12 protein-coding genes are annotated in these 26,210 nt (G+C 72.5%); 6 read left to right on the top strand and 6 right to left on the bottom strand.

Features of this window, described 5'->3' with window-relative positions; genetic code table 11:
- Positions 1-171: 171 nt before the first annotated feature.
- Genes Q6350_RS03675 through Q6350_RS03655 form a run of 5 tightly spaced genes read left to right on the top strand, consistent with a single transcriptional unit; the run spans position 172 to position 10,947 of the window.
- Positions 172-543 (top strand): hypothetical protein, encoded by a 372-nt coding sequence (locus tag Q6350_RS03675; protein ID WP_305065286.1) that lies wholly within the window; start codon positions 172-174, stop codon positions 541-543.
- Positions 540-3,287 (top strand): hypothetical protein, encoded by a 2,748-nt coding sequence (locus Q6350_RS03670; protein WP_305065284.1) that lies wholly within the window; start codon positions 540-542, stop codon positions 3,285-3,287. Before Q6350_RS03675 ends, Q6350_RS03670 begins: the two co-directional genes overlap by 4 nt.
- A 50-nt stretch (positions 3,288-3,337) precedes the next feature.
- Positions 3,338-6,676, top strand: a complete 3,339-nt coding sequence (locus Q6350_RS03665) for a tubulin-like doman-containing protein (protein WP_305065282.1) — start codon at positions 3,338-3,340, stop codon at positions 6,674-6,676.
- Positions 6,673-9,651 carry a hypothetical protein gene (locus Q6350_RS03660; RefSeq protein WP_305065280.1) on the top strand — a complete coding sequence of 993 codons (2,979 nt, stop codon included), beginning with the start codon at positions 6,673-6,675 and terminating at the stop codon, positions 9,649-9,651. Before Q6350_RS03665 ends, Q6350_RS03660 begins: the two co-directional genes overlap by 4 nt.
- Positions 9,652-9,663: 12 nt before the next feature.
- Positions 9,664-10,947 carry an HNH endonuclease family protein gene (locus Q6350_RS03655; RefSeq protein ID WP_305065278.1) on the top strand — a complete coding sequence of 428 codons (1,284 nt, stop codon included), beginning with the start codon at positions 9,664-9,666 and terminating at the stop codon, positions 10,945-10,947.
- Positions 10,948-10,994: 47 nt separating this feature from the next.
- Here the strand turns inward: Q6350_RS03655 and Q6350_RS03650 are convergent, their stop codons facing one another.
- The 3 genes from Q6350_RS03650 to Q6350_RS03640 are packed head-to-tail and all read right to left on the bottom strand — an operon-like array spanning position 10,995 to position 15,346.
- Positions 10,995-11,690: a hypothetical protein gene (locus Q6350_RS03650; protein WP_305065277.1), complete on the bottom strand. Its 696-nt coding sequence runs from the start codon at positions 11,688-11,690 to the stop codon at positions 10,995-10,997.
- A gap of 55 nt (positions 11,691-11,745) precedes the next feature.
- The gene (locus Q6350_RS03645; protein ID WP_305065276.1) at positions 11,746-12,990 is read right to left on the bottom strand and encodes an McrC family protein; all 1,245 of its coding nucleotides are present in this window, start codon (positions 12,988-12,990) and stop codon (positions 11,746-11,748) included.
- Positions 12,971-15,346, bottom strand: coding sequence for an McrB family protein (locus Q6350_RS03640; protein ID WP_305065274.1), 2,376 nt, complete (start codon positions 15,344-15,346; stop codon positions 12,971-12,973). Before Q6350_RS03640 ends, Q6350_RS03645 begins: the two co-directional genes overlap by 20 nt.
- A gap of 133 nt (positions 15,347-15,479) precedes the next feature.
- On the opposite strand from Q6350_RS03640, the gene Q6350_RS03635 reads away from it, so the two are divergent.
- A complete protein-coding gene (locus Q6350_RS03635; RefSeq protein WP_305065272.1) occupies positions 15,480-16,001 on the top strand; it encodes a hypothetical protein in 522 nt (173 codons plus the stop codon).
- 22 nt (positions 16,002-16,023) lie between these two features.
- Here the strand turns inward: Q6350_RS03635 and Q6350_RS03630 are convergent, their stop codons facing one another.
- From Q6350_RS03630 to Q6350_RS03620, 3 genes are all read right to left on the bottom strand, one after another.
- On the bottom strand, positions 16,024-17,244 hold the full coding sequence (locus Q6350_RS03630; protein WP_305065270.1) for a S1C family serine protease: 1,221 nt from the start codon (positions 17,242-17,244) through the stop codon (positions 16,024-16,026).
- A gap of 92 nt (positions 17,245-17,336) precedes the next feature.
- Positions 17,337-19,613 (bottom strand): 3'-5' exonuclease, encoded by a 2,277-nt coding sequence (locus Q6350_RS03625; protein ID WP_305065268.1) that lies wholly within the window; start codon positions 19,611-19,613, stop codon positions 17,337-17,339.
- 19 nt (positions 19,614-19,632) lie between these two features.
- Positions 19,633-26,160, bottom strand: coding sequence for a DEAD/DEAH box helicase (locus tag Q6350_RS03620; RefSeq protein WP_305065266.1), 6,528 nt, complete (start codon positions 26,158-26,160; stop codon positions 19,633-19,635).
- Between the last annotated feature and the right edge of the window lie 50 nt (positions 26,161-26,210).

Raw genomic sequence — 26,210 nt, 5'->3', positions numbered from 1 at the left:
CATGTGTGGTCTCACCATGTATGCCCATTTGTCTACACTTGAACACCTCGGCTTTCTCGGATCGTCAGTGCGCGCCGGCGGCGGGTCAGAGGCTGCAACTGATTCATATCCTGTGGTTTCGGGTTCGACCGGATCGAGATCCGCCGCGACCCGCTCGCTGTGGAGGAGCACGTGAGTTCTGACTATCTGCCGACGGCGCCGGATCCGCTCACGACGGCGAGGACACCGGCGCCTTCTCCGCCGAGGCTCGGCGCCATCGCGGCGGCGTCGTGCGCCGTGCTGAGCATCGTCGCCGGCGTCGCCGCGACGACGGTCGTGACCTCGGGCGCGGTCGTCGTCCTCACGAGCACCGGCTACGTCCTCGGCGCCATCGTCTGCACGATCCTGTGGAGCGTCCAACGAGCGAAGGAGCAGTCGGCACGTCGACACCCGGACTTCCGGCCCCGCCCCCTCTGGTCGCAGGTCGCCGTCGTCGGGATGCTCGTCGGTCTGGCGGCGGGAGCGTTCAGTGCGTTCCTGCTGGCCACGGAGCTGGCGAAGTGACCGGCCGTCCCGGCCGCGCGCGTGGCCTCGCCGGACTGGTGGCGGCCGTCATCGCGCTGTCCGTCGTGGGAACGGTCCCAGCCGGCGCCGCCGACCTCAGCGACCGGGGCGCGGACGCCTTCGCCGAGCTCGCGGCGTGCGTGGCGAGGACGGACACCCTGGTCGCCTCCGTCGTCGTCGACGAGTCCGCGAGCCTGAGGACGACCGACCCGGAGGACCAGCGGGTGGGCGCGGTCCTCGTGGCCGTCGACACCCTGGAGACGCTCGAGGCAGCGGGGGCCGAGGTCGTCACCGAGCTCGCCGTCTTCGGGACGGAGTACACGCAGGTCGTCGGATGGGGATCACCGTCGGGGGCGCACGGCGCCGAGATGCGCGACACGATCTCGACGCAGCTCCCGGACCGGAAACAGGCGCAGAACACCGACTACCGCAAGGCGCTGCGCGACGCCCAGAGATCCGTCGACGCGCAGCGGGCACGGCTCGACACCGATTCGTGCTCGGCCATCCTCTGGTTCACCGACGGCAAGCTCGACGTCGGTCCGGACGGCGCCGACCCCACGGACGAGGAAGCGCTGGCCGAGCTGTGCGCACCGGACGGGCTGGTCGACGACGTCCGGGCCGCGCGGACGACGGTGATCGCCCTCGCGCTGTTCGCCCAGGGTGACGAGACCGTGACGCGGAAGGACCGCCTGCAGCTCAAGGCCGTGGCCGAGGGCGCCGGCGGCAAGGTCGAGTGCGGCACGTCGCCGGTCCCGGAGGGGGCCACGGGCGGTGCCTATCTGCGGGCCGACCAGCCGTCCGCGCTGCGCAGGCTGTTCGGTGGTGCCGGGGCGCTGATGGAGGGCTACACCCCGGCGGGCGACGGCTCTCTCGAGTGCCCGCGGGACTGCCCGGTGACGATCCACGCGGACGCCGCCGTCGGATCCTTCCGTGTGGTGCACGAGCTCGACGAGGGGGCGAGTGCCGCGCGGCTCACGAGCCCTGCCGGCGACACGCACCAGGTCGCACCGGGAACCGTCGAGGCGGGTGGCTCCACGATCACCACGCACGAGAACGACCGCCTGTTCGTGACGGACGTGACCCCGGGCCCCGACGGCGTCGGCGACTGGCTGCTGGACGCCGAGGGGGCGACGCTCGTCGACCTCTACTACCGGTGGGGCGCGGACCTCGACATCGCCTCGGCCTCGGGTGAGGGCGGACTGGTCCTGGGCCAGGAGAACACCGTGGTGATCACGCCTCGGTCCGCCGACGGTTCGGTGGCGGGCCCGGAGCTGTTCTCAGAACCCCTGGACCTGTCGGTGCAGGTCGATGGGAGCGCTGCCGAGGTCACCGCCCGGCGGGACGGCACCTACATTGTCCCCGTCGAGCTCGACACCCGGCGCGCGGCCTCCGAGGTCGACGTGTCCGTCACCGCCGGCGCGTCGAGCAGTCCCCACGACGTGGACCTCGGGCCGATCGTCGTCGGCACGAGGCTCCCGACGAGGCTGCCGCCGAGCTATCCGACGATCACCCCGACCCGCCTGGACGTGGGCAGCATGACCGTCGACGCTCCCGGTGAGGCGGCACTCCAGGTCGAGGGGCCGTCCGACGGGGAGTCCGAGGTCTGCATCGAGCCGTTCACGGTCCAGGGCCCGAAGGACGCGGGGGAGATCACGCTCACCGTGGACGAGGCCGTCGCGCCCGGGGGCTGCGTAGCCCTGGACCCCGGTGCCACGGCGTCGGTACCCGTGACGCTGACCGCGCAGAACGGTGCGGACGGTGCCCTCTCCGGTGACCTGACGGTCGTCGTCTCCGGTGCGCACACCGACGAGACCATCACGCTCGACGTCCCGGTGGAAGGCTCGATCTTCCGGCCGGTCGACGAGGGCACGCGGTGGGGGCTGACCGCAGGACTCCTCGCGCTCGCCGGCCTGCTCGCCTGGCTCGTCGCGTTCGCCGGCCGGCACCTGACGGATCGGTACCCCCTCGGTCAGGACCTCCGCCGGGCGCGCGTGCCGGTCACCGTCACGGCCGGAGGAGTGCGGCGGCGTGACGGCGGACAGCTGCTGACACCGGACGACTTCTACCCGGTCGCTCAGGGGGCCAGGAAGTCGCGGTTCGAGGTCCCAGGGCTGACGTTCGACCGCCGGGGGCCGTGGTGGTGGCCGTGGAAGGCCTACCGCGGCCGGGTGCGGGCGCGCGGTGACGGAATCGTCCTGACCGGTATGGACGTGCCGTCGCACACGCTCGACAGCACGGCGAGCTCCGCGCCGGTCGAGTTCCCGGGCACCCGCCACGTCTACCTGGTCCCCGACCTTGCGTCGGGCACCGGCGGGGGCGCGGAGACGGCGTCGCTCGACGCCGACCTCGTGCTGCTCGCCGAGACGCCCGGCGGCAGCACCCGGGCGGTGATCGAGAGCTGGGAGACGGAGCTCGCCGGGTACACGGAGTGGCCCGAGCTGATCGCCGAAGCGGGTCGTGCGCGCACCGCGCGAGCGGCGGAGCAGGCGGAGCGACCGACCTCGTCGCGGCGGCCCAGGGCCAAGGACAGGGCCGAGGATGCGACCGCCCCGCAGGGTGGGGAGACGGCCGCCGCCCCGGACCCGTCGTCGTCGGACGGTCCGCCGTCGGTGTTCGGCGAGGAATCCGGGCCGGCGTCCCCCCGGCGGGGACGGCCGGGCCGCGAGCCCGCCGACGGGCCGGGCACGTCGCCGCCGTCGTCGTCCGCGCCCGACGACGACCAGCCCCCGCGTATCGATTGGTAGCGATCGCGCTCCCTATCTCTCAGCATCAACTACAGCGAAAGGAGCAGCGCATGCTGCGACCGTTCCTCCTCGTCGGCGTCGGCGGCTCCGGTGGCAAGACCCTGCGCGTGATCCGCGAGGATCTCCAGCGGCGGCTCGCCCAGGCCGGCTGGACCGGTGACATCCCCCAGGCGTGGCAGTTCCTGCACGTGGACGTGCCCACCCACGCGGACGGCAACGACCGGGACCTGCCTGCTCAGCTCCCTGCCCGGGACTACCAGGGTCTGGTGGCGTCCGGCCTCGACTACCGCACGATCGACAGCGCACTGCTCCAGGTGCCGGGTGAGCGGCTGCGTGATGCCGTGTCGACGTGGCGTCCCGACCCGAACAAGGTCAACGTGCCGGCGTCGAAGGGGGCCGGCCAGTACCGGACCCTCGGTCGGATCATCGCGGTGGCCGGTCTGGAAAGGATCAGCGAAGCCCTCAACAGGGCCCGTCGTGCGCTGACCGGTGCGGAGGTCGCGGGCGAGCTCGCCGACGTCTCACGGCTCCTCGGGGGGACGTCGGCCCCGACGGCGGCCGACCCGACGGTGATCGTCATCTCGTCCATCGCGGGTGGTTCCGGGGCGGGTGCCGTCATCGACGTGTGCGACGCCATCCGGTCGTTCGCGGACAAGTGGGCGGACGAGTCCGTCGGCTTCCTCTACGCCCCGGACGTGTTCGACTACCTGCCCGAGGAGGCGCGCCGCGGCGTCCGGCCGAACTCGCTGGCGACGCTGGCCGAGCTGCTCAACGGCTACTGGAACTCGCTGGGTCCGTCCGACGCCACGACGGAGCTGTTCGCCCGGTACGGCGTGACGCTCGGCGGGACGGACAAGCGGAGCGGGCCCCGCTACCCGTTCCTGGTGGGCGCGCAGAACTCGAGCGTCACCTACAAGACCCAGAACGACATCTACCGCGCCATGGGACGTTCCATCGCGTCGTGGGTGGCGAGCGCCGCGCTGCAGGACAGCTTCACGGCGTTCCTGCAGGGGAACTGGGCCTCGGCCGCAGCGAGCGTCCCGGACCGCCTGCCGATCCACCGTGCCGGCACGGAGACACCGTTCTCGGCGATCGGGTCGGCCCGCGTCGGGCTCGGGCGTGACCGGTTCGCGGACTACGCCTCGGAGCACCTCGCCCGGACCGTCGTGGACCGCATCACGCGGGAGCACGAGAAGCGTCGCGGTCACGACGACGACCGGACCGAGAAGCAGCTGGTCCGGGACACGGCGGACGAGGTCTTCCGCGGGTTCCTCAGCCGGTCGCGGCTGGACGAGCGGGGCGAGGACCGGAACGACGTCATCGACGCGCTGCGGCCCCCGACGCAGAAGGAGGAGGGGCTGAGCCTCGTCGCTCAGATCACCGACCGGATCCGCTCCGAGATGTCCCCTAAGGGGGAGAAGCACGCGCGGGTGCACAGCCTGATCGTCAGCGCGGTCCGCGACCGGTCGAGCGAGTTCCTGACCTCCGTCCGTCAGGCGCGGTACTCCGTGGGCCGGGAGTGGGTCACGGAGATCCAGGACCACCTGGTGTCCGAGACGGCACGTCAGGTCGCGGTGAGCGGCGCCGCGGTCACCGAGCAGGTGCTCCACAAGCTCGTCAGCGAGCTGCACTTCGTCCGCGACGAGCTGCAGCAGGAGGCCGCCCGGTACAAGCGCTGGGGCGAGGACCTGGCGACCCCGGTCGCCCAGCAGCTCGGCGACCCGGACGGGGGGCTCATCACCCCGAGCGCCGAGGCCGTCTCGGTCGCGGTGAAGAAGGGTGTCGCGACCCTGATGTACCAGGCAGAGGCGGAGCTGCGTGAGATCGCGGCCGCACTGCTGCCCGACCTCCTGACCGGCTTCGTGGAGCCGCTCGCCACGGCGGTCCGCTACGCGCACGAACGTCTCGCACACGAGCGCGACCAGGCGGGGTCGCCCGTCTCCACCTGGCCTGAGGGCGACGTCATCCCGGTGCGGCTCCGGCCCGCGCCGAACGAGTTCCTCCTGGACTCCCCGGACGACTACCCGGTGATCCTGGAGCGGCTCGTGCAGCGGACCACCGGTTCCGCCGACCCGCGCGACGCCCGCAGCGACGCGGAGCTGCAGGTCATGCTCGGCACGGACGAGCTCGAGGGCACGGACCAGCAGCTCATCCGGCGGACGACGTCGTGGGTGCCGCGCGACCACAACCTGGCTCCGTCGTCGACCGCGGTCCCGACGCGGGCCGCCTTCGCCCTGGCCTCGGGCCAGGAGCAGCTCGTCGAGCGGGCGAGTCACTGGCTCACCAAGGAGGGGACGGCCGTCGGCTCCTACATGGCGCAGGGGCTGCGGGACTACCTCGACCCCGGCAAGTCGACGCCCACGGAGCACGCCGACCGCCTGCGGCGGTTCGAGAACCAGCTGGGTGCGGCGCTCCAGGCGGCGGAGCCGCTCGTGTCCATCAACCCGGCGGTGCTGGTCCAGGTCCACGGCCAGAACAGCGTGCGCCACCTCAACAAGTTCGGTGAGATCCCCCTGCCGGACAAGTCGCCGGCGCGCGACGTCTTCCGCCGTGTGCTGGAGTCGCGCGGCCAGTGGTCGGACGACATCGAGAAGTCGTACACGGACGGTGCGGGGGGCTTCATCGACGTCTTCACCCATCTCGGCGCGCCCTACGAACCGGTCGTCTTCGACTCGTTGATGCGACCGATCGCCAGCGACTGGGGTGCGAAGAACAAGGCGCCCGACTCCCGGGCGGAGTTCTGGCGCTGGCGTCGGGCCCGCCCGCTGAACGAGTTCCTCCCGATGTCGCCGGAGGTCCTCGACGCCATGATCCGCGGGTGGTTCGTGGCAGGAACCTTGAAGCACATCTACCTCGACGAGGGGTCGGCGGCCGTCTTCGTGCCGTCCCGGACCGGGTCCGGGGGCGACTTCCTGCCGTTCCCCAGCCCGACCCTGCGCAACCTCGCCATCAACGGACCCGAGGGACTGGCCGTCGTCCTGGAGTCGATCGTGCTCGCGCTCGTCGAGGTCAACAGCCAGGAGTCGCTGCAGCCGATCCAGCCCTACGACCGCCTGGTGACGCTCGGCGGCGCGGGTGGCGTGGCCGGCGACGAGGAGACCTTCAGCGTCGAGCTCAAGCGGTGGATCGTCAGCGGGGAGAACCGTCGACCGGACGCCGAGCCGGCACATGGGGACGCGGAGAGCCGCAAGACGTTCGTCCTCGACCGCCTCGACGCGCTGCGGACGACCTACGAGAACCACTTCCTCGAGGTCGGCAGGAGGTCGGAGGCTCTCGAGTTCCCGCCCACGTACGACCTGCGCCACCAGATCCTCGCCGCGATCGGCGACCTGCACCGTGCGGTCGAGGCGCTCGACGCCGCTCCGGCGGGGAAGTCGGTGTGGGTATGAGCGAGCTGACGGTCTTCGTCGTCGGTGACGACCAGGACGGGACCGCGCTGCGGGAGACCGTCGCCCTCTGGGCCGACGAGGGTCTCGTCGTGCCGTCGCTCTGGGTCACCCCGGCGAGCGTGGAGGTGGAGTCCGCCGGACCGCCACGCGTCGACGCCGAGCTCGTGGCGTGCGGCAAGCGCCAGACGGACGACCTGTTCCGCTTCGTCGGTCGGCGTCGGCTCAGCACGGTCCGGGTGGTCGTGGCGCAGTCCGTGACCCTGGGCGCCGCGCACGACACGGTGCTCCTCGAGGCCGCGGCGCGCATCGCCGACGCCCTGCGGGACGCCCTGCCCCGATCGACCGAGGAGGACGGACACTCGACGGCGCTCCTGCGGATCAACCTGCTGGCGCCGGTGAGCGGTGCCTCCGGGCTGTCCAAGGAGGCCATCCTCGAGGGCTGGGACGTGAACGTCGTCGTGTCGGCGGAGGACCGGCCCGACGTCGACCGTTCCACCGTGTTCGTCCGTTCGCCGGGCAACTCCGTCGGGCACACCGCGACGGCGATGGTGGTGTGCGGCGGTGTCCTCGCCGGCGTCGACGCCGGGGTCTTCGAGGTCCTCGCGCCCCCGCAGTCGACGGTCAACGGCCGTGAGGTCGAGGTCGTCCGCGTGCACGTCCGTGCCGTGATCGGCGAGGACCTGGAGGCGCGGCTCCTCGCACGCGCCCTGGAGGAGGTGGACGGGGAGGCGAGCGGCGCGGGTGCCTTCGTGGAGTGGGCGCGGCTCGCCGTCGACCCCGACCGGATCGTCGAGGACCTGACACGTCACCTCGTCGGCACCTCGCCCTGGAGGTCCGACGGCCCGGTCCAGGTCGAGCGGGCGGACCGCCGGGAGAGCGGGTTCCTGCGGGGAGTCCTGGACGCGGCCCGCTTCAACGCGACGACGTTCGCCACGGTGCCGCGCTGGGTCCTGGGCCGACGCATCGCACGGTTCGAGGAGAGCGCGACGAACGTCGTCGTCGGCGGGGGCGGTGACACGGTCATCAGGTTGCGTCCGGGCAGGCCGGAGACGGTGTCCGGAGCGGCCGCGGACTACCTGCGGTCCGTCGACGAGCAGGCTCGCCGGGACGAGCTGGAGAGGGAGGCGAGCGCTGTCGCCGTCCCGGACCCGCGGTCCTGGGGGGAGCTGCGGGCGGTGGCCTTCGCCGCCGTCGACGGCGGCGAGCTTCCGCAGGCCGTCCCGACGCCCCGTTACGCCGGGACGCGGGAGATCCTCCCGGCGGACCGGGTGGCGCCGGACCCGACGAACACGTACGAGTACGGAGGGGAGACCATCGACCCGACGGACCCGACGGTCACCCGTCGCGTCGAGCGGCGGCTCGACGATCGTGTCCAGGGTTGGCAGACCGCCTTGGAGGACTCCGAGCGGGAGGTCGAGCGGGCGCAGGCGGCGCTCGACGAGCTGTTGACCCCGGCGCCGCCGGAGGAGGCGTCGGCAGGCGGGACGCCCGCGGACGGCTCGCCGTCGGACGCGGACACCGAGGACGCTCCCGGCGGGACCACGGAGGACGGCGGTGACGGCAAGGGGCGGAAGTCGGCGGACCGTCGGCGCGCCCCGAAGGCCCGACGGGACCGTACGGCGGCTCTCGCCGCGGCCGAGGCCGAGCACGGGGCCGCGATGAGCACCCGCGACGACGTCCGGGCCTCGTACGACGCGGCTCTCGCCGAACGCGAGGAGTTCCGCACGTGGCAGGGCGCCGCGTCGGCATCCGTGCTGTGGCGTCTGCTGGACGACGTCTCCGGACGGCTGGAGCGGTTCCGCCGGTTGCGTGACGAGTCGCGCGAACGGCTGACCGTCGAGGTGCCCCCGCACGAGGCGCTCGAGGCCGCACAGAAGCGGCTCGTGCGGCGGTGGCGCGTGCTGCTGACGGCAGGATTCGTCGCTCTCGGCGTCGTCCTCGCGTGGCTCCGGTACGACAGGCAGCCGGAAGAGGTCGTCGACTGGATCGTCGGGGTCGGCGGCGTCGTCGCGGTCTCCCTCGCCCTGATCGCCGTGGCGAACCATCGTTTCTACCGCGCGACCCGTGCCTATGCGTGGGACGTGCAGCAGGTGGCCGACCGGCGGCGGCAGGCGTCCGAGGACGTCGTGTACTACGGGCGCGAGTCCGCCCGGCTCGGTCAGCTGTACGAGACCCTCGTCGACTGGGCGACGATCGTCGGGTGGGTGCTCCACCATCCGCGAGGGTCGGTCGCCCCGTCGTCCAGCCGCCTGGACGACCGCGTCGTCGAGACCTTCCCGGCGGCCTTCGCCGTCGCCCGCACCGCCGAGGACGACGACATCGGGCGAGCGACCGTGGTCTCCGCGGTCCGCAGGCTGCACCCGGTCGGCTGGGCAGGACAGTGCTTCGACGACGCCTACGAGGCGCATCGCACCCAGCAGGCCCGTGACGACGACGCGGGGTTCATCGCCCCGGACCTCGACACGGTGTCCAGCGCGCACGGTCCTCGACGGCTCTTCACGGAGTTCTGGGTGTCCGGTCGTGCGGCCGAGGCGCTCACGCAGCGGGCCGTGGACCAGCTGCGAGAGGCCGTCCACGACGAGCTCATCACGCTGCCCACACGACGGGTCGGTCGGCTCGGCCCGCACGGCGACGGCGAGCACGTGCTCGAACCCGACTTCTACCGGGCGGCAGCGGGCACCTCGACGATGCTGGTCGCCGACATGTTCGGTCCCGTGGCCAAGCAGGAGCGGAAGCACTACGTGACACGGTCCGCGGTCTGGCTGCCCACGATGGCCGCCGGCACGGTGACGGCGGACGACATCGTCGAGCGTCGCTCCACGGCCGACGTCGCCGTCCGCGTGGACGTATCCCGCCGGCTCGCCGGCGACGACCTCACGTTGTTCCACACGTCGCCGGAGCCGCCCGTCGAAGCCCCGTCCGAGACCGCTGACCGCCGTCCGACCGGGGCGGCCACCGAGCCGACCTTCCACTGAGGTCGACCGGACATGCCGCGCTCGACCGTCGACACCCGTCGACCAGCCTTCTGGGTCGGCCTCGGGGGGCTGGGGCTCGTCGCCCTCGTCGGTCTCCTCGGCGGGTGGCGCATCGCCCTGGCGTTCGCCTTCCTCTACCTCGCCGTGAGCGCGGGTTGGGCGATCGTCACGACCCGGGTCTGGTGGGGGCGCACGGCTCGCCGTGACGCCACGATCGTCGGTGCCGTCGCCGTCACGGCGCTGATCGTGGTCGGCACCGCGTCGGGCGGGACTCCCGCGCCTCCGGAGGCCGCGCCGGTGGTGTCGGAGACCCTGTCGCCGACGGTCGCTGCCGACGACGTGGAGGAGTCGGCCGACCCGGCGCCCGAGCCCGCGGACGTCTCCGAGCCGGCGGCGGAGCCGAGCCCGGCGCCCAGCCCGGAGCCGACGACGACGGCGAGCGCCGACCCCGCCCGGGGGTCGGCGCTCGCCGCGGTGGCGACCCTGACGGTCAAGGGACGGGCGCCGATGACGGGCTACGACCGTGACCGGTTCGGCCCTGCCTGGTCGGACGTCGACCGCAACGGGTGCGACACCCGCAACGACGTGCTGCAACGGGACCTGACGGACGTCGTCGTGAGGGCGGGCACCCGAGGGTGCGTCGTCACCGCGGGGACGTTCCACGACCCGTACGCGGGCGAGACGATCGCCTTCGAACGGGGGTGGGGGACCAGCGAGCTCGTGCAGATCGACCACGTCGTGGCCCTCGCCGACGCCTGGCAGAAGGGGGCCCGGCAGTGGTCGTCGGGGACCAGGGAGATCTTCGCCAACGATCCCCTGAACCTCCTGGCGTCGAAGGGCGAGGAGAACCAGCGGAAGGGCGCCGGGGACACCGCGACCTGGCTACCCCCGAACAAGGCCTTCCGCTGCGAGTACGTCGCCCGTCAGGTCGCGGTGAAGCAGATCTACGAGCTCTGGGTCACCGCCGCCGAGCAGGACGCGATGGAACGGGTGCTGTCGACGTGCCCTGACCAGCCCCTGCCAGCCGGGGGCCTGGTCGAGCGCGGTTCGCTGGAGCCGGTCGACGGGGTGAGTGCCGGGGCCCCGACCGGCGACGGCGGCTTCACGGAGGGGTCCGGCCCGGCGGCGCCCCGCGCGGTCGACGAGGACTGCGTCGTCAAGGGCAACATCAACAGCGAGGGCGAGCACATCTACCACGTCCCGGGCGGGCGCTTCTACGACGTCACGGTGCCCGAGCGCTGCTTCGCGACGCCCGCCGGTGCGGAGGCGGCGGGATTCCGCGCGTCGAAGCTGTGACGGCGGGATCCTCGCTCGGCCCCGGCGTCCGGGACGGCCCGCCGTGGCTACCGGTGGAGTGAACGTTCCGCGTTCCACATCGCGTGGTCGACCATCCACGGCGTGACCGGGCGGTCCTCCGTGGAGAGCTGCTCTGCCAGAGCCTTCAAGGTCGCCTTCGCTCCGCGGAGGTCGGTGTCGACGCCGTGCCGCGCGAGGTAGCCGAGGATCATCCGGTCAGGCTTCACGGTGTCGTCGTCGCCGACGAGCATCCAGAAGTAGCCGGTGCGCACGCCGTCGCCGGGGATGCGGCGCAGCTCTCGGGTGAGCCTCTCGACGCGGTCGGCGTCGTCCAGCGCGGCCCGCGCGTCGGCGAGCGTGTCGATCTCGTCGGCCAGGAGGACATCGGCGTAGCGGAGTGCGGCGTCGGCCTTGAGGATGCCGCTCCTCGACGACGTGCGGTGCGCGGAGGTCTTCTCCTCCAGCGCCTTGACGTCCGGATAGGCGTCGCGGAACGCGGTGAGCGGGAGCGGGTCCGGCGGCAGTGCCTCGTCCGTGGGGACGACGGGACGCTCGTCACCGGCGGTGGCCGCGACGCGGCGGACGGCGGGGACGACGTGCCGGTCGTAGTGGATCCCGATGGACCAGACCGCATCCAGGAGGCAGTAGGTCACGCTCGTCCACCGACATTCTCGCGGACGGAGGTCGAGGGTGCCGGCCGCCTCCACCAGACCGTCCGGTACGTCCCGCTCGCCGTTCTGCATCGTCGCTCACCCTCCAGGCGCCACACCACTGACCGTGCGTCCAGCACTCCCTCGACTATGCGCCCGGAGCGGCGGCCACGCCGGGCGAGGTGCGTGCCGCCACGGGAGGCCCCTTGGAGGCGATGACACGCGCAATGCCGTCGAGCTGCGCCATGACCTCCGCGAACGGCGCCGCGAGGTCGAGCGCGTGGAGGTGGATCGTGGGGCCGCCGCGGACGACCCGGAGCGGTGGAGGAATCGGCCCGACGGCTTCCGCGTAGACGAGGTGGCCCTCGGGAAGCCCCAGCGCCGTGCAGTAGGCGAGGAGCTGGTAGGCGTTGTCGCCGTGGGTGTCACGGGGACCGACCCTCTGGTACTTCGCGTCGACGACGGCGACAGGGTGACCCTCCTGGTCCCACACGAGGTCAGGCCGTAGCCCGACCGTACGGTCGGCGTCCAGCGTCCAGCGCACATCCTGTGGATAGACCCGTCCGCCGCGCTCCCCGAGACGGCGGCCGAGCTCATGGGCCAGGAAGTCCTCGAAGATCTCGTGCATCGGCAGCGTGAGGGTCTGGGCGGCCACGCCGCCGACGGTGAGGTCGATCCCGGTGCCGTCGAGCACCAGCTGCGCCAGGCCGACGGCCGGCCGGTATCTCTCGTTGAGTCTGGTCCAGAGCACCTCGTGGGGCTGGGTGGCGGGCTCGGCCGTGACTCCCTGCAGGGTCATGACGATGCGGTGCAGGCCCCGCCGCACGGGCTCGTCGTCGAAACGGAGGCGCTGGAGCGCGACGGCGGCTGACTTGATCAGTCGGTTCTCCAGCACGTCCTCGTCGTGCTCCTCGTAGCTCACGGCGAGGGGGAGGTTGCGTCCCGGTCGGCGCCGGATCTGCTCGGCGAGGTCGATGCGACCGCGCACGGTGAGGAGGTCTTCCCGCTGCTGCCGGTAGCCGCGGAGCACGCCCTCACCGAGGGTCCGCTCGACCGTGCGGACGAAGAGTCTCGCGAGAGCGAGGTGAAGGTCGGCGACGGCGCCGGCCGGTGCCGCGTCGTCGTGCCAGGGTGTCGCGGAGGCGCCGGCGAGCCGGAGCACGTTCTCGACGGGTATCCGGGGCCGCACGACCACGACGACGTCGTCCGTCCGGGCGATCCCGACCACGCCGGACGGGCGGACGCGCCAGACGGGCGACCCGTCGGCCGACCGCCGGGGTGACACGTCGGCCCGGAACACGTCCTGCAGGAGCGCGACGACGTCGAGGCTGCACTCGATGTCGTCAGTGGTCCACTCCGTGAGGTGGTGGACCTCAGGCGTGGTCGTCGGCATCCGCGTCCGCCTCGACCGTCGACGAAGGGCGCAGCGCGTCCAGCGTCAGCTGATCGAGCATCTCCGGGCTGCCGTAGAGGTGTTCCCGGAGCGTGGGCAGGACGTCGTAGGTCCAGATGCGCTCGACCAGCGCCGCGTCCAGGTCGTCCCGCAGGAAGTGGCTCGGGCCGATCGACGCCAGCGGGTCATCCAGAACCTCGTTGGCGCGATCGACGACGTCGGCGACCCACCGCAGGTCGGGGTGCCGGGCCGCGAGGTACTCGGGGAGCACACGGGCCACCGGGCCCTGCCTCGGATCGAAGTCGACGAACGAGAAGCGCCGGCGCAGCGCCGTGTCGAGCAGCGCGATGGATCGGTCCGCGCTGTTCATGGTGCCGAGCACGAAGAGATTCTTCGGCAGGGAGAAGGGCTCGTTCGAGTACATGAGCTGCACGCTGTGGTCGCGGTACTCGAGCAGGAAGTACAGCTCGCCGAAGACGCGGGCGATGTTCCCCCGGTTGAGCTCGTCGATCAGCAGGACGTAGGTGTGCTCGCGGTCCGCTTCCGCCCGTTCGGCGATGGCCCGCAACGGCCCCGGACGCAGCCCGAAGCCGCCCTCCGGGGTCGGACGGTACCCCTCGACGAAGTCCTCGTAGGAGTAGGAGGGGTGCAGCTGGACCAGCCCGACCCGCTCGTCGTCGCCCGCGAGCCAGGCGGCCAGGCGCCGCGCCACGAACGTCTTGCCGGTCCCCGGGTTCCCGGTGAGGATCACCTGCCGGCGGTCGGCGAGCAGCGCACTGATGTCGTCGAGGAAGCCCGGGTCCAGGTAGAGCTCCGCCGCGAGCTCCTCCAGCGAGACGTCCGGGGGTTCGGCGGCGCCTTCCACGACGACGTCGTCGACCCGGACGGGCGCGGGCGGGTCGGTCTTCTTGCCGCTGCGCCACTGTTCCACCGCCGTGCGCTCCGCGGGCGACCAGGACGGGTCGGGTTCGACCGCCACGGCGGTCCACAGGAGCCCCTGGGCGTCGAGCCGGTCCCGGAGCGCGACCTCGTGCCGGCCCGCGATCTCGGTGACCAGATCCAGCAGGGCGAGGAAGGTGTCGTAGACCTCGCTGTCCGGGGCGTTCGGTGCCGGTGTCCGGAATCCCGTGAGCCTCGAGAACGCGGCGACGTAACGGGATCGCCAGACCGGAGCGCCGGTCGGGTCCACCGCCATCCGCAGGAAGGACGAGATGCTCAGGCGGGAACCGCGCTGGGACATCACACCGGACGGCAACGCGTCGGCGAAGCCGTCGAGCGCAGGCGCCGGCTCCGCCGCCCAGAGAGTGCTCAGGGTGCGCGAGACCGCCTCAGGATCCTTCTCCGCCCAGGCGAGCAGCTCGTTGGCCGGCCGGAAGTCGACGAGGTTGGTGCCCCGCAGGGCTCGCTTGAGGAGCGGTTGCCACTCGCCCCCGCTGTCCACAGAGGCTCGTAGCGCACGCAGCCTCTCGACGTCCTCGAGCTTGTAGTCCCGCTCGACGGCGACGAGGTCGACGCGCTGGGCGAACCACCGGAACCACGCGCCGGCGCGCTCCCATGCCTCCGAAGGGCTGGACCACTGCCACAACCAGGGAGCGTTCCACAGCTCGACGAACTGCTCCGGGTCGCCTGTCTGCCTCGCGAGCTCCTGGACGAGGTTGGCGAGACGACGCGGCTCGCTGGTGCCGACAGCGGCGTCGGGCCAGCGCTTGACCATGGCTGCACGGGCGGCCTGGCTGATGGCCGGAGGGAACGTGTCGGGGAAGAGCAGGTGCTCCAGCGCGAACTTCTGGATGTGCCCGCCCTCGCTGTCGTCGATCGGTTCGAGCAGGCTGACGAAGGCGTCCGGGTCCGCGAGAACCCGTTCGCGCTCAGGGACCGGAAGACGCTTGAGCGAGACGAAGGCCTCGACGAGCGTCGCGAAGAGCTTCCAGCGATAGGTGCCGAACGCCGTGCCGGTCTGGACGAGGCCCGCGTCGAGCGCTCCGGCGAGGTCGCCCGGGACGTCGTGGAGACCGTCCCGGAAGTCGACGACGGTCTTGATGATCTGTCGCTTCCTCGAGCCACCGACTGACTCGGGTCGGGCGATCAGGAGGTGGATGTAGAGAAGCTCCGCGGCGAGCTGCACCGCTCCGTGCGGCGATCCGGTCAGCTGGGACCGGAGCTTGGTCAGGAAGTCGCCCGAGCCCGTGTCGGGCCGTCGGACGAAGTCGCGGACGAGGGCTTCGCCGTCCGCCAGCGTCGATCCGGGCTCGCCCGAGAACAACGAGCGGTCGTCGAGGAGGGCGACGTCACGCCATCGTGCCATGGCCTCGTAGATCGGCTGAGCCGTGGGGTAGGGCATCCGGGTGGCAGACATGGATCTCCTCGTCGCTGAGTGCACTGTCACCGTACTGAGCAGGAGGCCGTCAGGCATATGCGCGAGACCATTCACGGCCTCCATCCCGAGTGTGGAATCTTCGACGGGCGGAAGTGGCGTGAGAAGGCGGAGGATGATTTTCGTCGGCGGGCGATTGCGCTCCGAGGAGGTTCACGTGGGTTGGGACGAGATCGAACGCATCTTCAACGTGATCGCTACCTTCGCGGTTGCGGTCGCCGCAATCTCTGCAGTGGTGCAGCTCCAGCAGATCAGGCGTGACCGGCGACGGGAGCGCGAGCTGGAGACGAAGGGCGTGGCGGTCACCTGGCGGAGCCTGGAGACACCGACCGGTGTGGAACGGGGCCCGACCGTGTGGAAGCTGGAGCTCTCGGTGTCCAATCCGGGGCGATTCCCGATCACCGGCATCCGTGCACGTGTTCAGCTCGCCTCTCCGGTCATGCGGATCCACTTCGATGGTTCGCGGGACGAACCCGTCGAGCAACTCGAGCTCGCCCACGCAGTCCTCATCGGTGGGGACATTCGACGATGGGAGAGGACCGTACAAGTCCCCGCTGGCATCCGGCCGCTCGATGGATGCTCCGCGACCGTCGAGTTCCGTGAGCCCGATGGCACAAGTCATACGAACGAGTGGTGAGGCGGGCTTCCCGGATGGTGCTCTACCAGCCGTCGCAGGGGTACGGATCTGCCCGGTCCTCGACCCATCCGATCTTCAACCCGCCCGCTTCCTTGATGACGTAGTGCTTCGTCCAGACGAAGCACTCGCCGTCCACGCGTGGGTCGCCGATGCGCGCGAGCTCGACGTCGGCCAGATAGGCACCGTCGCTCCGCGTCTCGACGGCGATCACCCGTGCACCGACCCACTGCACGTCGCCGAACCTGCTGGCCCAGTCGTCCGGGTCCCCGAGGTACTCCTGCATCTTGGGAGTGAAGTCGGCGTAGGCGGCGGCGAAGTCACGCGCGTTGATCGCGCGTCCGTGGATGTCGATGAGGTCGGCGACCTCCATGGCGCCCGGGTCGCTCGTCGCGATGGAGACGAACGACGTCGGGATCATGGGGTCGTCGACATCGCAGGGCGCGAAGTCGATCGGAGAGGTGGCCTCCCGCCATGTCTCCACGTGCGCCGCGGCCGCGCTCGCCGGCACCGCGAAGTTCGTGACGTTCGCCTCCGCGATCCCGGCCGACACGATCCCGACGACCGTCCCGTCGTGAAGGACGACCGGACCACCGCTGTTCCCCGGGTTGAGGCCGGCATCGGTCTGGATCATGTCCGCACGGCGGACCGTCTCCGTCATCACGGGCTGGTCGATCCCGGAGATCCTGCCGTCGGTCGTGACCAGGTTCCGGGTGCCGAACGGATATCCGAGCCCGAGGATCTCCTCTCCTTGGCGCGGTGCACCGGCTGACAGCTCGAACACGTGACCCCTCAGGGCCCGGTCGACCCGCACCAGCGCGAGGTCTCCTGCCGTGTCGATCCCCATCACCTCGCCGGTACGCGCTCCCTCAGCGGCCTGGATCGTCACGTCCTGCGACCCGTCCACGACGTGCGCCGCCGTCAGGACCAGGTCCGGTGCCACGAGGAAGCCGGAGCCGGTCCCTGCGCCGAGGCACGCCGTGCTCTCGATCAGCACCACGCCCGACCTGACGGACTCGATCACGTCGGGCCAGTCGGTCTCGGGCGCGGGTTCGGGTGCGGGCTCGCTCGCCGGGGTCGACTCGGCGGCCACGGGGGACGGCGTGCCGGAGGGGTCGACAGGCGGATTGTTGATCGTGATGCTGCATCCGGCCACGACGGCAGCGACCAGGCACGCCGCCGCCCCGCACCCCGTGAGGCGCCGGCGGCGCCCGAGGCCCGCAACTCTCCTCACCTGCAAGGACACCTCTTCAGGATAGTTCCGTCGAGACCGGATCCAGCCGGTGACCAGCAGAAATCACCCTGTCGGTCCCCGGCTCCCGACGGGCGCACGGTGGGTCACCGGTCCGCGGTCACGGAGGCGCCCTCCGCCGCCCCCGGCAGCAGCTCGCTCCGCCGCCCGTTCCACAGCACGGCCAGCTCGTCCCGCGCCCGCGTGGCCGCGACGTACAGCAGGGACCGCTCGCGCAGCTCGGCGTCCGCGCGGTCGGCCTCGGGCAGCGAGGAGAGCCCGACGCCCCAGCCGGTCTCGTCGGGGGAGACGCCGAAGAGCACGACCCGCTTGAACTCCATGCCCTTGGACCGGTGCATCGTCATGACGAGCACGCTCCCGGTACCGGCGGTGGCGTCGTCCTGGACGAACTTGGCCTTGACGTCGCGCTCGCTGAGGGCGTGGACCACCTTGTCGCCGAGGGTCCGGGTCCGCACCAGCACACCGATCGTCTCCGGGGCGTCGCCCTGCTCGAGCCAGCCGAGCACCAGGTCGCCGGTCCGCTCGTACTCGTCGACCAGGGAGGTCACCCCGACCTCGTGCGGGGTCGGACCGGAGCGTGCCGAGCGGTACCCGTTGGCCGAGGCGTCCTCGGCCTCCATGTCGACCCATCCCTCGCCGGCCAGCACGCCGACGGCGTAGTGCAGCACCTGCGCGGTGGTGCGGTAGTTGAGGGTCAGGCGCCGGGAGCGTCCCCGCACGTTGATGCCGTACCGGGACAGCACGATCTTCTGGCCGTAGATGCGCTGCTGGGAGTCCTCGGCGAGGAAGAGGTCGTCGGGGCCCGGGGCGACGAGCGACCGCAGGAACACCAGCTTGGCCGGTGCGAGATCCTGGGCCTCGTCGACGAGGACGTGGTCGGCGAGCCGGTCGCCGCCCCCCGCCGCGACGGTGTCGAGGTGCGCCGCGGCGATCATCGCCTTCTCGTCCCAGTCGGTGGAGCCGGCCGCGTCGGCCGAGGCGCGGTAGGCCTCGATGACGTCCCACACGGCGACGCGGTGGGCGCGGGTCAGCGGGACGCCGCGCCCCGGGCGCCGCACCCGCAGGTAGTCGTCGCGGCTCACGATCCGGTTCGGCACGACGACGGTCGAGTACTCGGCGACGAAGAAGGTCTGGCTGCGCAGCTCGGCCGGGAGATCGGACCCGGCGCTCGAGATCGCGGCGTCCCACCGCGCGGCTGTGGTGACGCCGAGGACGTAGGGCGACCGCGGGCCGAGCACGGACGCGACGGTCTCTCCCCACGCCTGGGACGCCGAGTGCTTCCCCTCGGCTCGGGCCAGGACGCGGCGCGCCAGCGCGTCCACGCCGGCGACGTGGACGCCGGGGTCGCCGGGGGCCTCGGCGATCGGCACCGACGGGTCGAGCATCCGCAGCGTCTCGGCGAGCGAGGCGGCGAGCGTCTTGTTGAAGGTGGTCAGGACGACCCGGGCCTGGGGGTTCGCCCGGGCGAGGTGCCGGGCCCGGTGCAGCAGCACCACGGTCTTGCCGGTGCCGGCACCGCCGGAGAGCCGGAAGGCGCCGTTGCGGGGCCGGAACGCGTAGTCGCGCTGCTCCGGGTGCAGGAACACCCGCCACCGCCCGAAGTCGTCGTCCTCGATCGCCGCGCGCAGCTCGGCGTCGTCCTCGATGAACGCGAAGTCCATCCGGGCGGCGGGCTGCTTGAGCGCGTCGAGGAGCTGCTCGTCGCTGCGCGGGTCGGGGGTGACCGGGGGCGCGGTGAGCCCGAGCTTCTCCTTGACCGCCGCGAGCCCCGTGCCGATGGACAGGTCCAGCAGGGCGTCCCCCTGCCAGGCCGCCGGGGCCCGCTGGGCCACGGCCAGCATCTGGTCCTCGGTCTCCGCCGTCACGGCGTCGACCGCCGTGTCCGTGTCGATGCCCAGGTCGAGGAGATCCGCGACCGCGATGCCCTGGGTCTGCAGCAGCGGGTACGTCGTGAGGTCGACGTCGTCCGGCTTCGGCTTGGGCTTGCTCGGGACCTGGGTGACCCGCTCCTCGAGCGTCGGCTCGACGAGCTGGTCGGCCTTGACGAGCTCGGCGATGCCGTTGCGCGGGTTGATGCGCACCACGGCGTTCTTCGCGTACGAGATCGCCTCGTCGTGCGGGTAGGTGCCCAGGTAGACGTAGTGGGCCTCGGCGGCCTGGCCCTGGACCTTGACGAGGACGGCCCGCCAGAAGTCGTTGACCCGCCCGGTACGGATGCGGGAGTCGGCGGACCCGTTGATCGGCTCGATGTGGAGGCCGGGGGTGGCGTCGCTCTCCTGGAGCTTCTCGAGGAACGCGAACGCGGCCTTGCGCACGGCGCCGTCGAGCTTGCCGAACGACGGTCCGAGGATGATCTGCGGCATCGGTGGTGCTTCTTCCGGGTCAGCGGCTCAGGGCCGCGCGGATGGTGTCGGCGTCGGGGTCGAGGACGGTCCAGCCCTCGGCGACGAGCTCGGCGGTGGTCGTCGGGTCGAGATCGTCGGACCGCACGGTCACCTTGCGGTCGGGCCACGTGAGCGAGAGCGGGACGCCGTCGCCGACCTCGTCACCGATGGTCGGCGCCTCGACGCCGAGCCCCGCGAGGTCGAGGATCCCGACCAGCAGGTCGTGCTCGGCCGAGGTCGCGAGACGAGCCGCCTGCCGCCACGAGGGATGGTTCTCGAGGCTGGTCCGGAGGGCGTCCTCGACGCGGCTCGCCTCCTCGGCGGCGCTCGCGGCCTCGCCGGCCGCCCCGACCGGTGCCTCCGTGCCCTCGAGCCCCGAGCGGGTGACGACGCTGAGCGGCAGGTCGTCGCGGAAGTTCAGCAGGTTGGACAGGCGCAGCCACTCCCGCCACGAGTCCCGGTGGTCCGGGCCGAGGGCGTCGTCGGCGTCGTCCAGGACGACGCCGATCTCGTACGCCCCGAGCGCGAAGTCGCGCACGCCGATCGCCAGCGAGCCCTGGCGCCAGACGCCGCCGAACTTGGTGCCCGGCGGGAGCGGGGAGCCGTCGAGCACGTCGAGCGCGACCTGGTCGATGCCGACGTCGGTCGAGATGACGCCGCCGGTGAGCGACGGGGCGGCGAGCATCGGCATCCACCGCGCCAGCCGACGCCGTCCCTCGACGTCGGGACGCTGCACCCAGTCGAGCAGCAGCTCGAGCGCGGGGCGGGTGACGAGGCCGAGCATCGCGGGCGAGAGCTGGTCCTTGGCCTCGCTGAGCACCGCCGCCGTCGCCTGCGGGTGCAGCCACGGGACCTCGACGGCGTCGCCGGCCCCGTCCAGGTCGTCCCACGTGAAGGCGAGCACCTGGTAGCCGATCTGGCGCAGCGCCTGACGCTTGCGGGAGTCGTCGGCTAACCGGTTAGCCGCCGGGGAGGCGTGGTACCGCCAGCCGTCGGTGAAGATCGCCGTCGGCGGGATGCCGGGGCGGTCGCTGCGCAGCACGAAGTCGGGCCGCGTGCCGGCGTCGGTCACGAGCACCTGCGGCTCGAGGCGCCAGTGCGCCCCGCCCGGCATGGTGACCGACCAGGTGCTGCCGTTGGGCCCGGGCTTCTCGGTGAGCGTGGCGCCCAGCTGCTCCAGCCGCTCGCGCAGCACCTGGCGGAACAGGAGCTCGATGTGCGACTCGGGGTCGGTCCGCGCGGGCTCGTCGACGGTGACCGTCCACGGGCTCGACGTCGGGACCTCGTCCTCCGCGGCGACCTGCGACCGTCCGAGCAGGATCGCCTTGAGGTGCCGGGCGGCCGCGGCGCGCGAGACCCGGTCGACCTCGTGCAGCCCGGCGTGGGGCAGGAGGCAGTGCTCGCAGGCGAGCCGGCCGTCCTGCTGGCAGCGGCAGTCCTCCAGGTGGGCCCAGGCGTCGCGCAGCATCGTCCACACGACCTCGTGGTCGGCGAGCTCGGCGAGGTAGCCGGTGCCGCCGCGCACGACGTCGTGCAGCAGCAGCGCCTCGGCGGGCCGACCGGCCGCGGGGCTGGGGTCCACGACGGTCGTGACCTCGAGGTGGTCCGGGTCGCCGCCGATCCGGATCCGCAGCGCGAGCAGCAGGGCGGCCCGCAGCGACGGCAGGGAGAAGTCGTCGCCGAGCGTCACCGACTCGGGCAGGCGCAGCACCAGACCCTCCGTCGTCAGGGACCGGGCGAGCGCGACCGTGCGGACCTGCTCCTCGTTCGCCCGGCGCAGCGGGCACCAGGGCCGGTGCTCGGAGGCCCGGTTGGCCCCGGTGGAGGTGTCGAGCTTGCCGCACCGCTCGCACACGCGGAACTTCGCGACGTCGTGCGGCTGGCCGGCCAGCTGGACCGTCGCCCCCTGGGCCGAGGCCTTGCCGAGGTTGAGCCAGCGGATGGTCATCTGCCGCTGGTAGCGGGCGCCGAACCCGTGGTCCTCGACGAACCACTGACGCGCGACGTCGTCCGGGTCGACGTCCGCGAGGGTGCGGATCGTGTACCGCTCGCGGTCCCGCTCGTCGCTGCGGTCGTCGATCGTGGCCTCCTCGCGGCGGATGACCGACGAGACGCGCTTCAGCTCGACCACCTCGACCTGCTGGGCGACGTCGGCGATGCCGTGGTCGCCGCAGCGGGGGCACGTCGTCGGGGCGGGCTCGGCCCCGGGACCGCCGGCGTCCGTGACGTCGGCGGAGAACCCGCAGGCGGGGCAGCAGGCCCAGGTGCGCACGGCGTCGTCGTCGCGCCCGAGGTCGAGCGCGTCGATGGCGATCGCGTACCCGCGGGCGTAGAAGGTCGATCCGGGGGCGAAGTCGCGCAGGGCCTGGGCCGACCCCCGGTTGAGCTCGAGGTGCTCGTCGCGGAACTCGGTGGTCTCCGGGTCGATCCAGGACAGCGAGACCTCGAGGGCCACGGAGTCGTCGAGCAGCGTGTAGTTGGGCAGCAGGCCGTGCTCCTCGAGCACGCCGACCCAGTGCTCGGACGCCGCCCGGCCGCGCTGGTGCTGGGTGAGGCGCAGCGCCGCCTGGGCGGTGCGCAGCGCCCGCTCGTCGTCGCTGGTCGCGGCGGGGGAGTCGGCCTTGATCCGCAGGCCGTCGGGGGCGTTGATCGCCTTCTGGATCTCCTGCTCCCGGTGGGCGAGCGCCTCCAGGCGGGTCCGCCACTCGATCGACGCGGCGTGCGCGCGGGCCGCCAGCCCCGAGGGCACGGCCTCGCCGGAGGTCGCGTCCACGGACGGCAGCGCCCAGGTGCGCAGCCGGTCCTTCACGGCGTCGGACACCTCGTCGAAGCCGTCGAGGAACCGGTCGAGCAGCACCGGACCCTCCGTCTCGGCGACGGTGACGAGGTCGCCGAGGAACGACCCGGGCTCGCTCGACCCGAGGGCGTCCTGCGCGGTGCGCGGGTGCGGCGCGTCGGGCCGGCGCGCGAGCTCGTCGGCGATCGAGGCGGCGTACTGGCGGCGCAGGATCTCCTCGGCGTCGAGGTACGTGGCCGGCGGCCGGACGGCGCCGTTGACCACCGAGGAGGGGTCGGAGAACCTCGGCAGCTGGTCGCCTCGGGCGGTGACGTAGGCGAGGGCCAGGGCGTTGCCGGTCAGGCGGCCCGCGCGCCCGACGCGCTGCAGGTAGGAGGCGACGGAGCGCGGCAGGGAGGAGAGCATGACGGTCGACAGGTCGCCGATGTCGATGCCCATCTCGAGCGTCGGGGTGGCGACCAGCACGTTCGGGGCGTCGGGTTCCGGGTCGGCGGACTTGAACGCGGTCTCGTAGGCGAGCCGGACCTCGTCCTCGAGCATGGAGGTGTGCTCGCGGGCCACGACGCGCGCCGGGTCGGAGTCGCCGTACATGCCGCGGTAGAAGTTGTGCGCGAGGGCGTGGCGGCGCATCCGCCCGGTGCAGCGCGCGACGAGGCACGGGGCGCCGTCGAGCTGGGCGACGACGGTGGCACCCCCGGGCGTCTGCGAGCCGCAGTCGGTGCACTCCAGGCACAGCTCCCCACCGAGGAGGGCGTCGAGGGCGGCGCCCTGCACGACGACGTCGTGCGGGGCCAGGTGGTAGGTCGTGGCCCCGGAGGAGCTCAGCAGCGACCCGACGACGTCGAGCCGGGCGAGGTGCTTGAGCAGCAGCCGGGCGAGGGTCGCGGCCTCGGAGGTGTCGGTGAGCAGGCACTTGACCGTCCACGTCGCGTACCAGCCGCGCGGTGAGGCCACGGGTTCGAGGTCCTCGCCGCCGGTCCGGCCCTTGCCGGCCGTGCCGCTGACGGAGCCGCCGACCCGGGGGAAGGACGGGGCGCTGGACCCCTTGCCGAACCCGGGCATGCCCTCGTGGCGCCGTCGGCCGCCGGTGATCCACCACCGGTTGCCGTCCTCCTCGCGGAACTTCTGGAACCACTCGTGCTCGATCGCGCCGCGGGTGCGCATGTGCTCGAGCACGCCGCGCACCCAGGCGACCAGCTCGGCCTCCGTGGGTTCGAAGCCCTTGAGGACACCCTGGCGGTCGACCTCGGCGAGCGTGCTGCGCGCGGCGGTGAGCAGGACCTCGGGCTCGGCCCGGACCTCGGCGACGACGGTGCCCGTGGCCTCCAGCGTGCGGCCGACGGCGGAGCGCAGGCCGTGCTCGAGGAGCACGTCGAGCAGCAGCCGGCGCCGGACCCGCCTGCGAACCGAGTGGTGCACCTTGGCCCAGGTCTCGGCCTGCCAGAAGGCGGCGAACTTCTCCCGCTCGGCGAGGTCCGGCGGGAGCAGGCGGTAGCGCTTCCTGCGGTCGTCGCCCGCCGCGGCGATCACCCGGTCGACGAGGGTGTCCAGGTCGACGGCGTCATCGCCGACGGCGTGGCGCAGCACCGCGCGCAGCGTCAGGGCGTGCGACCGCGACTGGACGAATCCGGCCCGGTGGGCGGCGTCCTGCACGGAGTCGGTGAAGACGAGTGCCTTCTTCTCGGCGGCGTCGAGACCGGCCGTGCCGAACAGGCTCGACAGCGACACCGACAGCAGCGTCGCGATGGCGGAGCCGAGGAACCGGATGCCGTCGCGCTGCCCGCAGGAGGGGCAGTCGTCGTCCTTCGAGGGCTTGCCGCCGGTGTCGTCCATGCGGTGCGCGAGGACGGGCAGGACCCCGCCGTCCGCGTCGTCCTCGGAGGGCGGTGCGGAGACAAGGCGCCGCTGCTCGACGAGGAACCACCACAGGTTCTCGACCGACTCGCCGCTCTCCGCGCGCTCGCCCTCGGCCGGGGCGTGGACCAGGGCGCGGAAGCGGTCGTCGCCGCGCAGGTGTCGCCCCCGGATGTCGCGGTCGTGGGTGTCCAGATCCGTGCCGGTCGGGGCCAGGGTGACGCCCCAGCCGGACCGGCCGCAGTGGCGGCAGAACAGGGCGGGGAACGTGCGGCTCCCGTCGTCGGCCTCGACGTTCGGGTCGGTCGCGACGCCGTCGTCCTGCCAGCTGAACTGCGCCACCCCCGCGGTGGTGCGGTCGAGGCGGGTGAGCTCGCGGATCCACAGGTGGACGTCGACGGAGAGAGCAGACCGCCCGACCGCCGTGCGCAGGTGGGACAGCGCGGAGAGGACGGCGGCGAGGAACGCCTCGGCGCGCGGGGCCCGGGCCGGATCCCCGAAGTGCTTCGTCAGGATCGGCGGCAGCTCGGCGAGGTCGGCGGCGTCGCCGGTCGCCTCCACGAGACGCTGCACCAGCGGGTGCGCCTTGAGCAGCGTGAGCAGGCCCTCGTCGGTCTCGGTCGTCAGGTCGGGACGCGGCCACCCGGGCTCGACGACGTCGTCGTCCTTCGCGCGCTCGGGGCGCTCGCGGTACAGGTGGGCCACGACGGTGCGGGTCAGGGCGTCCGGCTCGACGTCGCGCAGGTGGGGGAGGTCGTGACCCGTCCAGCCGCCGAGGTCCGCGCCGAGGGCGTCGACCACCAGCGGCTCGGGATCGATGGGAGCGAGCCCGCGGTCGGCGACAGACCGCGCGGCGTCGCCCACCCACTCGGCAAGCGAGAGCCGCGACTCGGTGACCACGGCGTCCTCGGTGAAGTCCTCGCCGAACACCGTGCGGGCGAAGTCGAGCATCGCCGACGGATCGCCCTTGTCCCCGAGGGTCGCCGACGTCGCCACGGGGGTGACCGTGCCGAGCGGCCGGTCGGCGTCGTCCTCCGTCAGCCCGGCGGCGGTCCGCGCGTCGGGCGCGGCCGGCCAGTGGGCCTTGAGCGCCAGGCCGAGGCGGCGGATCAGCATCGCGACGTCGGTGCCCTGGGCGCCGTCGTAGGTGTGGAACTCGTCGAGCACGAGGTACTGCAGCGACCGTGCGGAGGCCGACCAGATCTTCGCGTCCGTGTCCCGGAGCAGGAGCTGGTCGAGCATCTTGTAGTTGGTGAGCAGGATGTCGGGCGGGGTGTCCCGGATGACAGCCCGGTCGGTGATGAGCCCGGCGGCGGAGACCTTGGAGCGGTCCGGCCCCTGCTGGCCCGTGTAGAGGGCCGCGGTGACCGCCCGGAGGTCCGGGTCGCCGGTGAGGAGCTCCGTGAGGCGCTTCGCCTGGTCGTTCGCCAGGGCGTTCATCGGGTACAGGATGATCGCCTTGGTGCCCGGGGTCCCGGCGCGGCGGGCGCGCAGCACGTGGTCGAGGATCGGGTAGAGGAACGACTCCGTCTTGCCGGACCCCGTGCCCGTGGTGACGAGGGTGGGCTCCGGACGGCGCATCGACCCGTCCGGACCGAGGGAGGACAGCCGTCGGAACGCGGCCGCCTGGTGGCCGTAGGGGGTGGGATAGCCGCCGTACCAGTCGAGGGTGTCGCGCCAGCCGTCTTCGGCCGGGCGGAAGGGCAGCCGCAGGCGCACGTACGGGCCGCGGAAGAGGCCCGTCGTCGGCGAGGCGAGGAACTCCTCGAGCGAGGCACGGGTGCTGGCGTCGGCGAGAGCGAACGTCGTGCCCAGGTACTCCAGCAGGGCGGTGCGCAGGGACTCGGCTTGGACGACGGGGAGGAGCTCGCTCACCTGCGCATCGTTTCAGACTCCCGGGGCAACTCTGCACGTCGACGGGGGTG

This window comes from Isoptericola sp. b515, assembly GCF_030588125.1.
GTDB lineage: Bacteria > Actinomycetota > Actinomycetes > Actinomycetales > Cellulomonadaceae > Isoptericola > Isoptericola sediminis.
The sequence above is the reverse complement of the archived record's forward strand: the minus strand, read 5'-3'. Positions and strand labels throughout refer to the sequence as shown.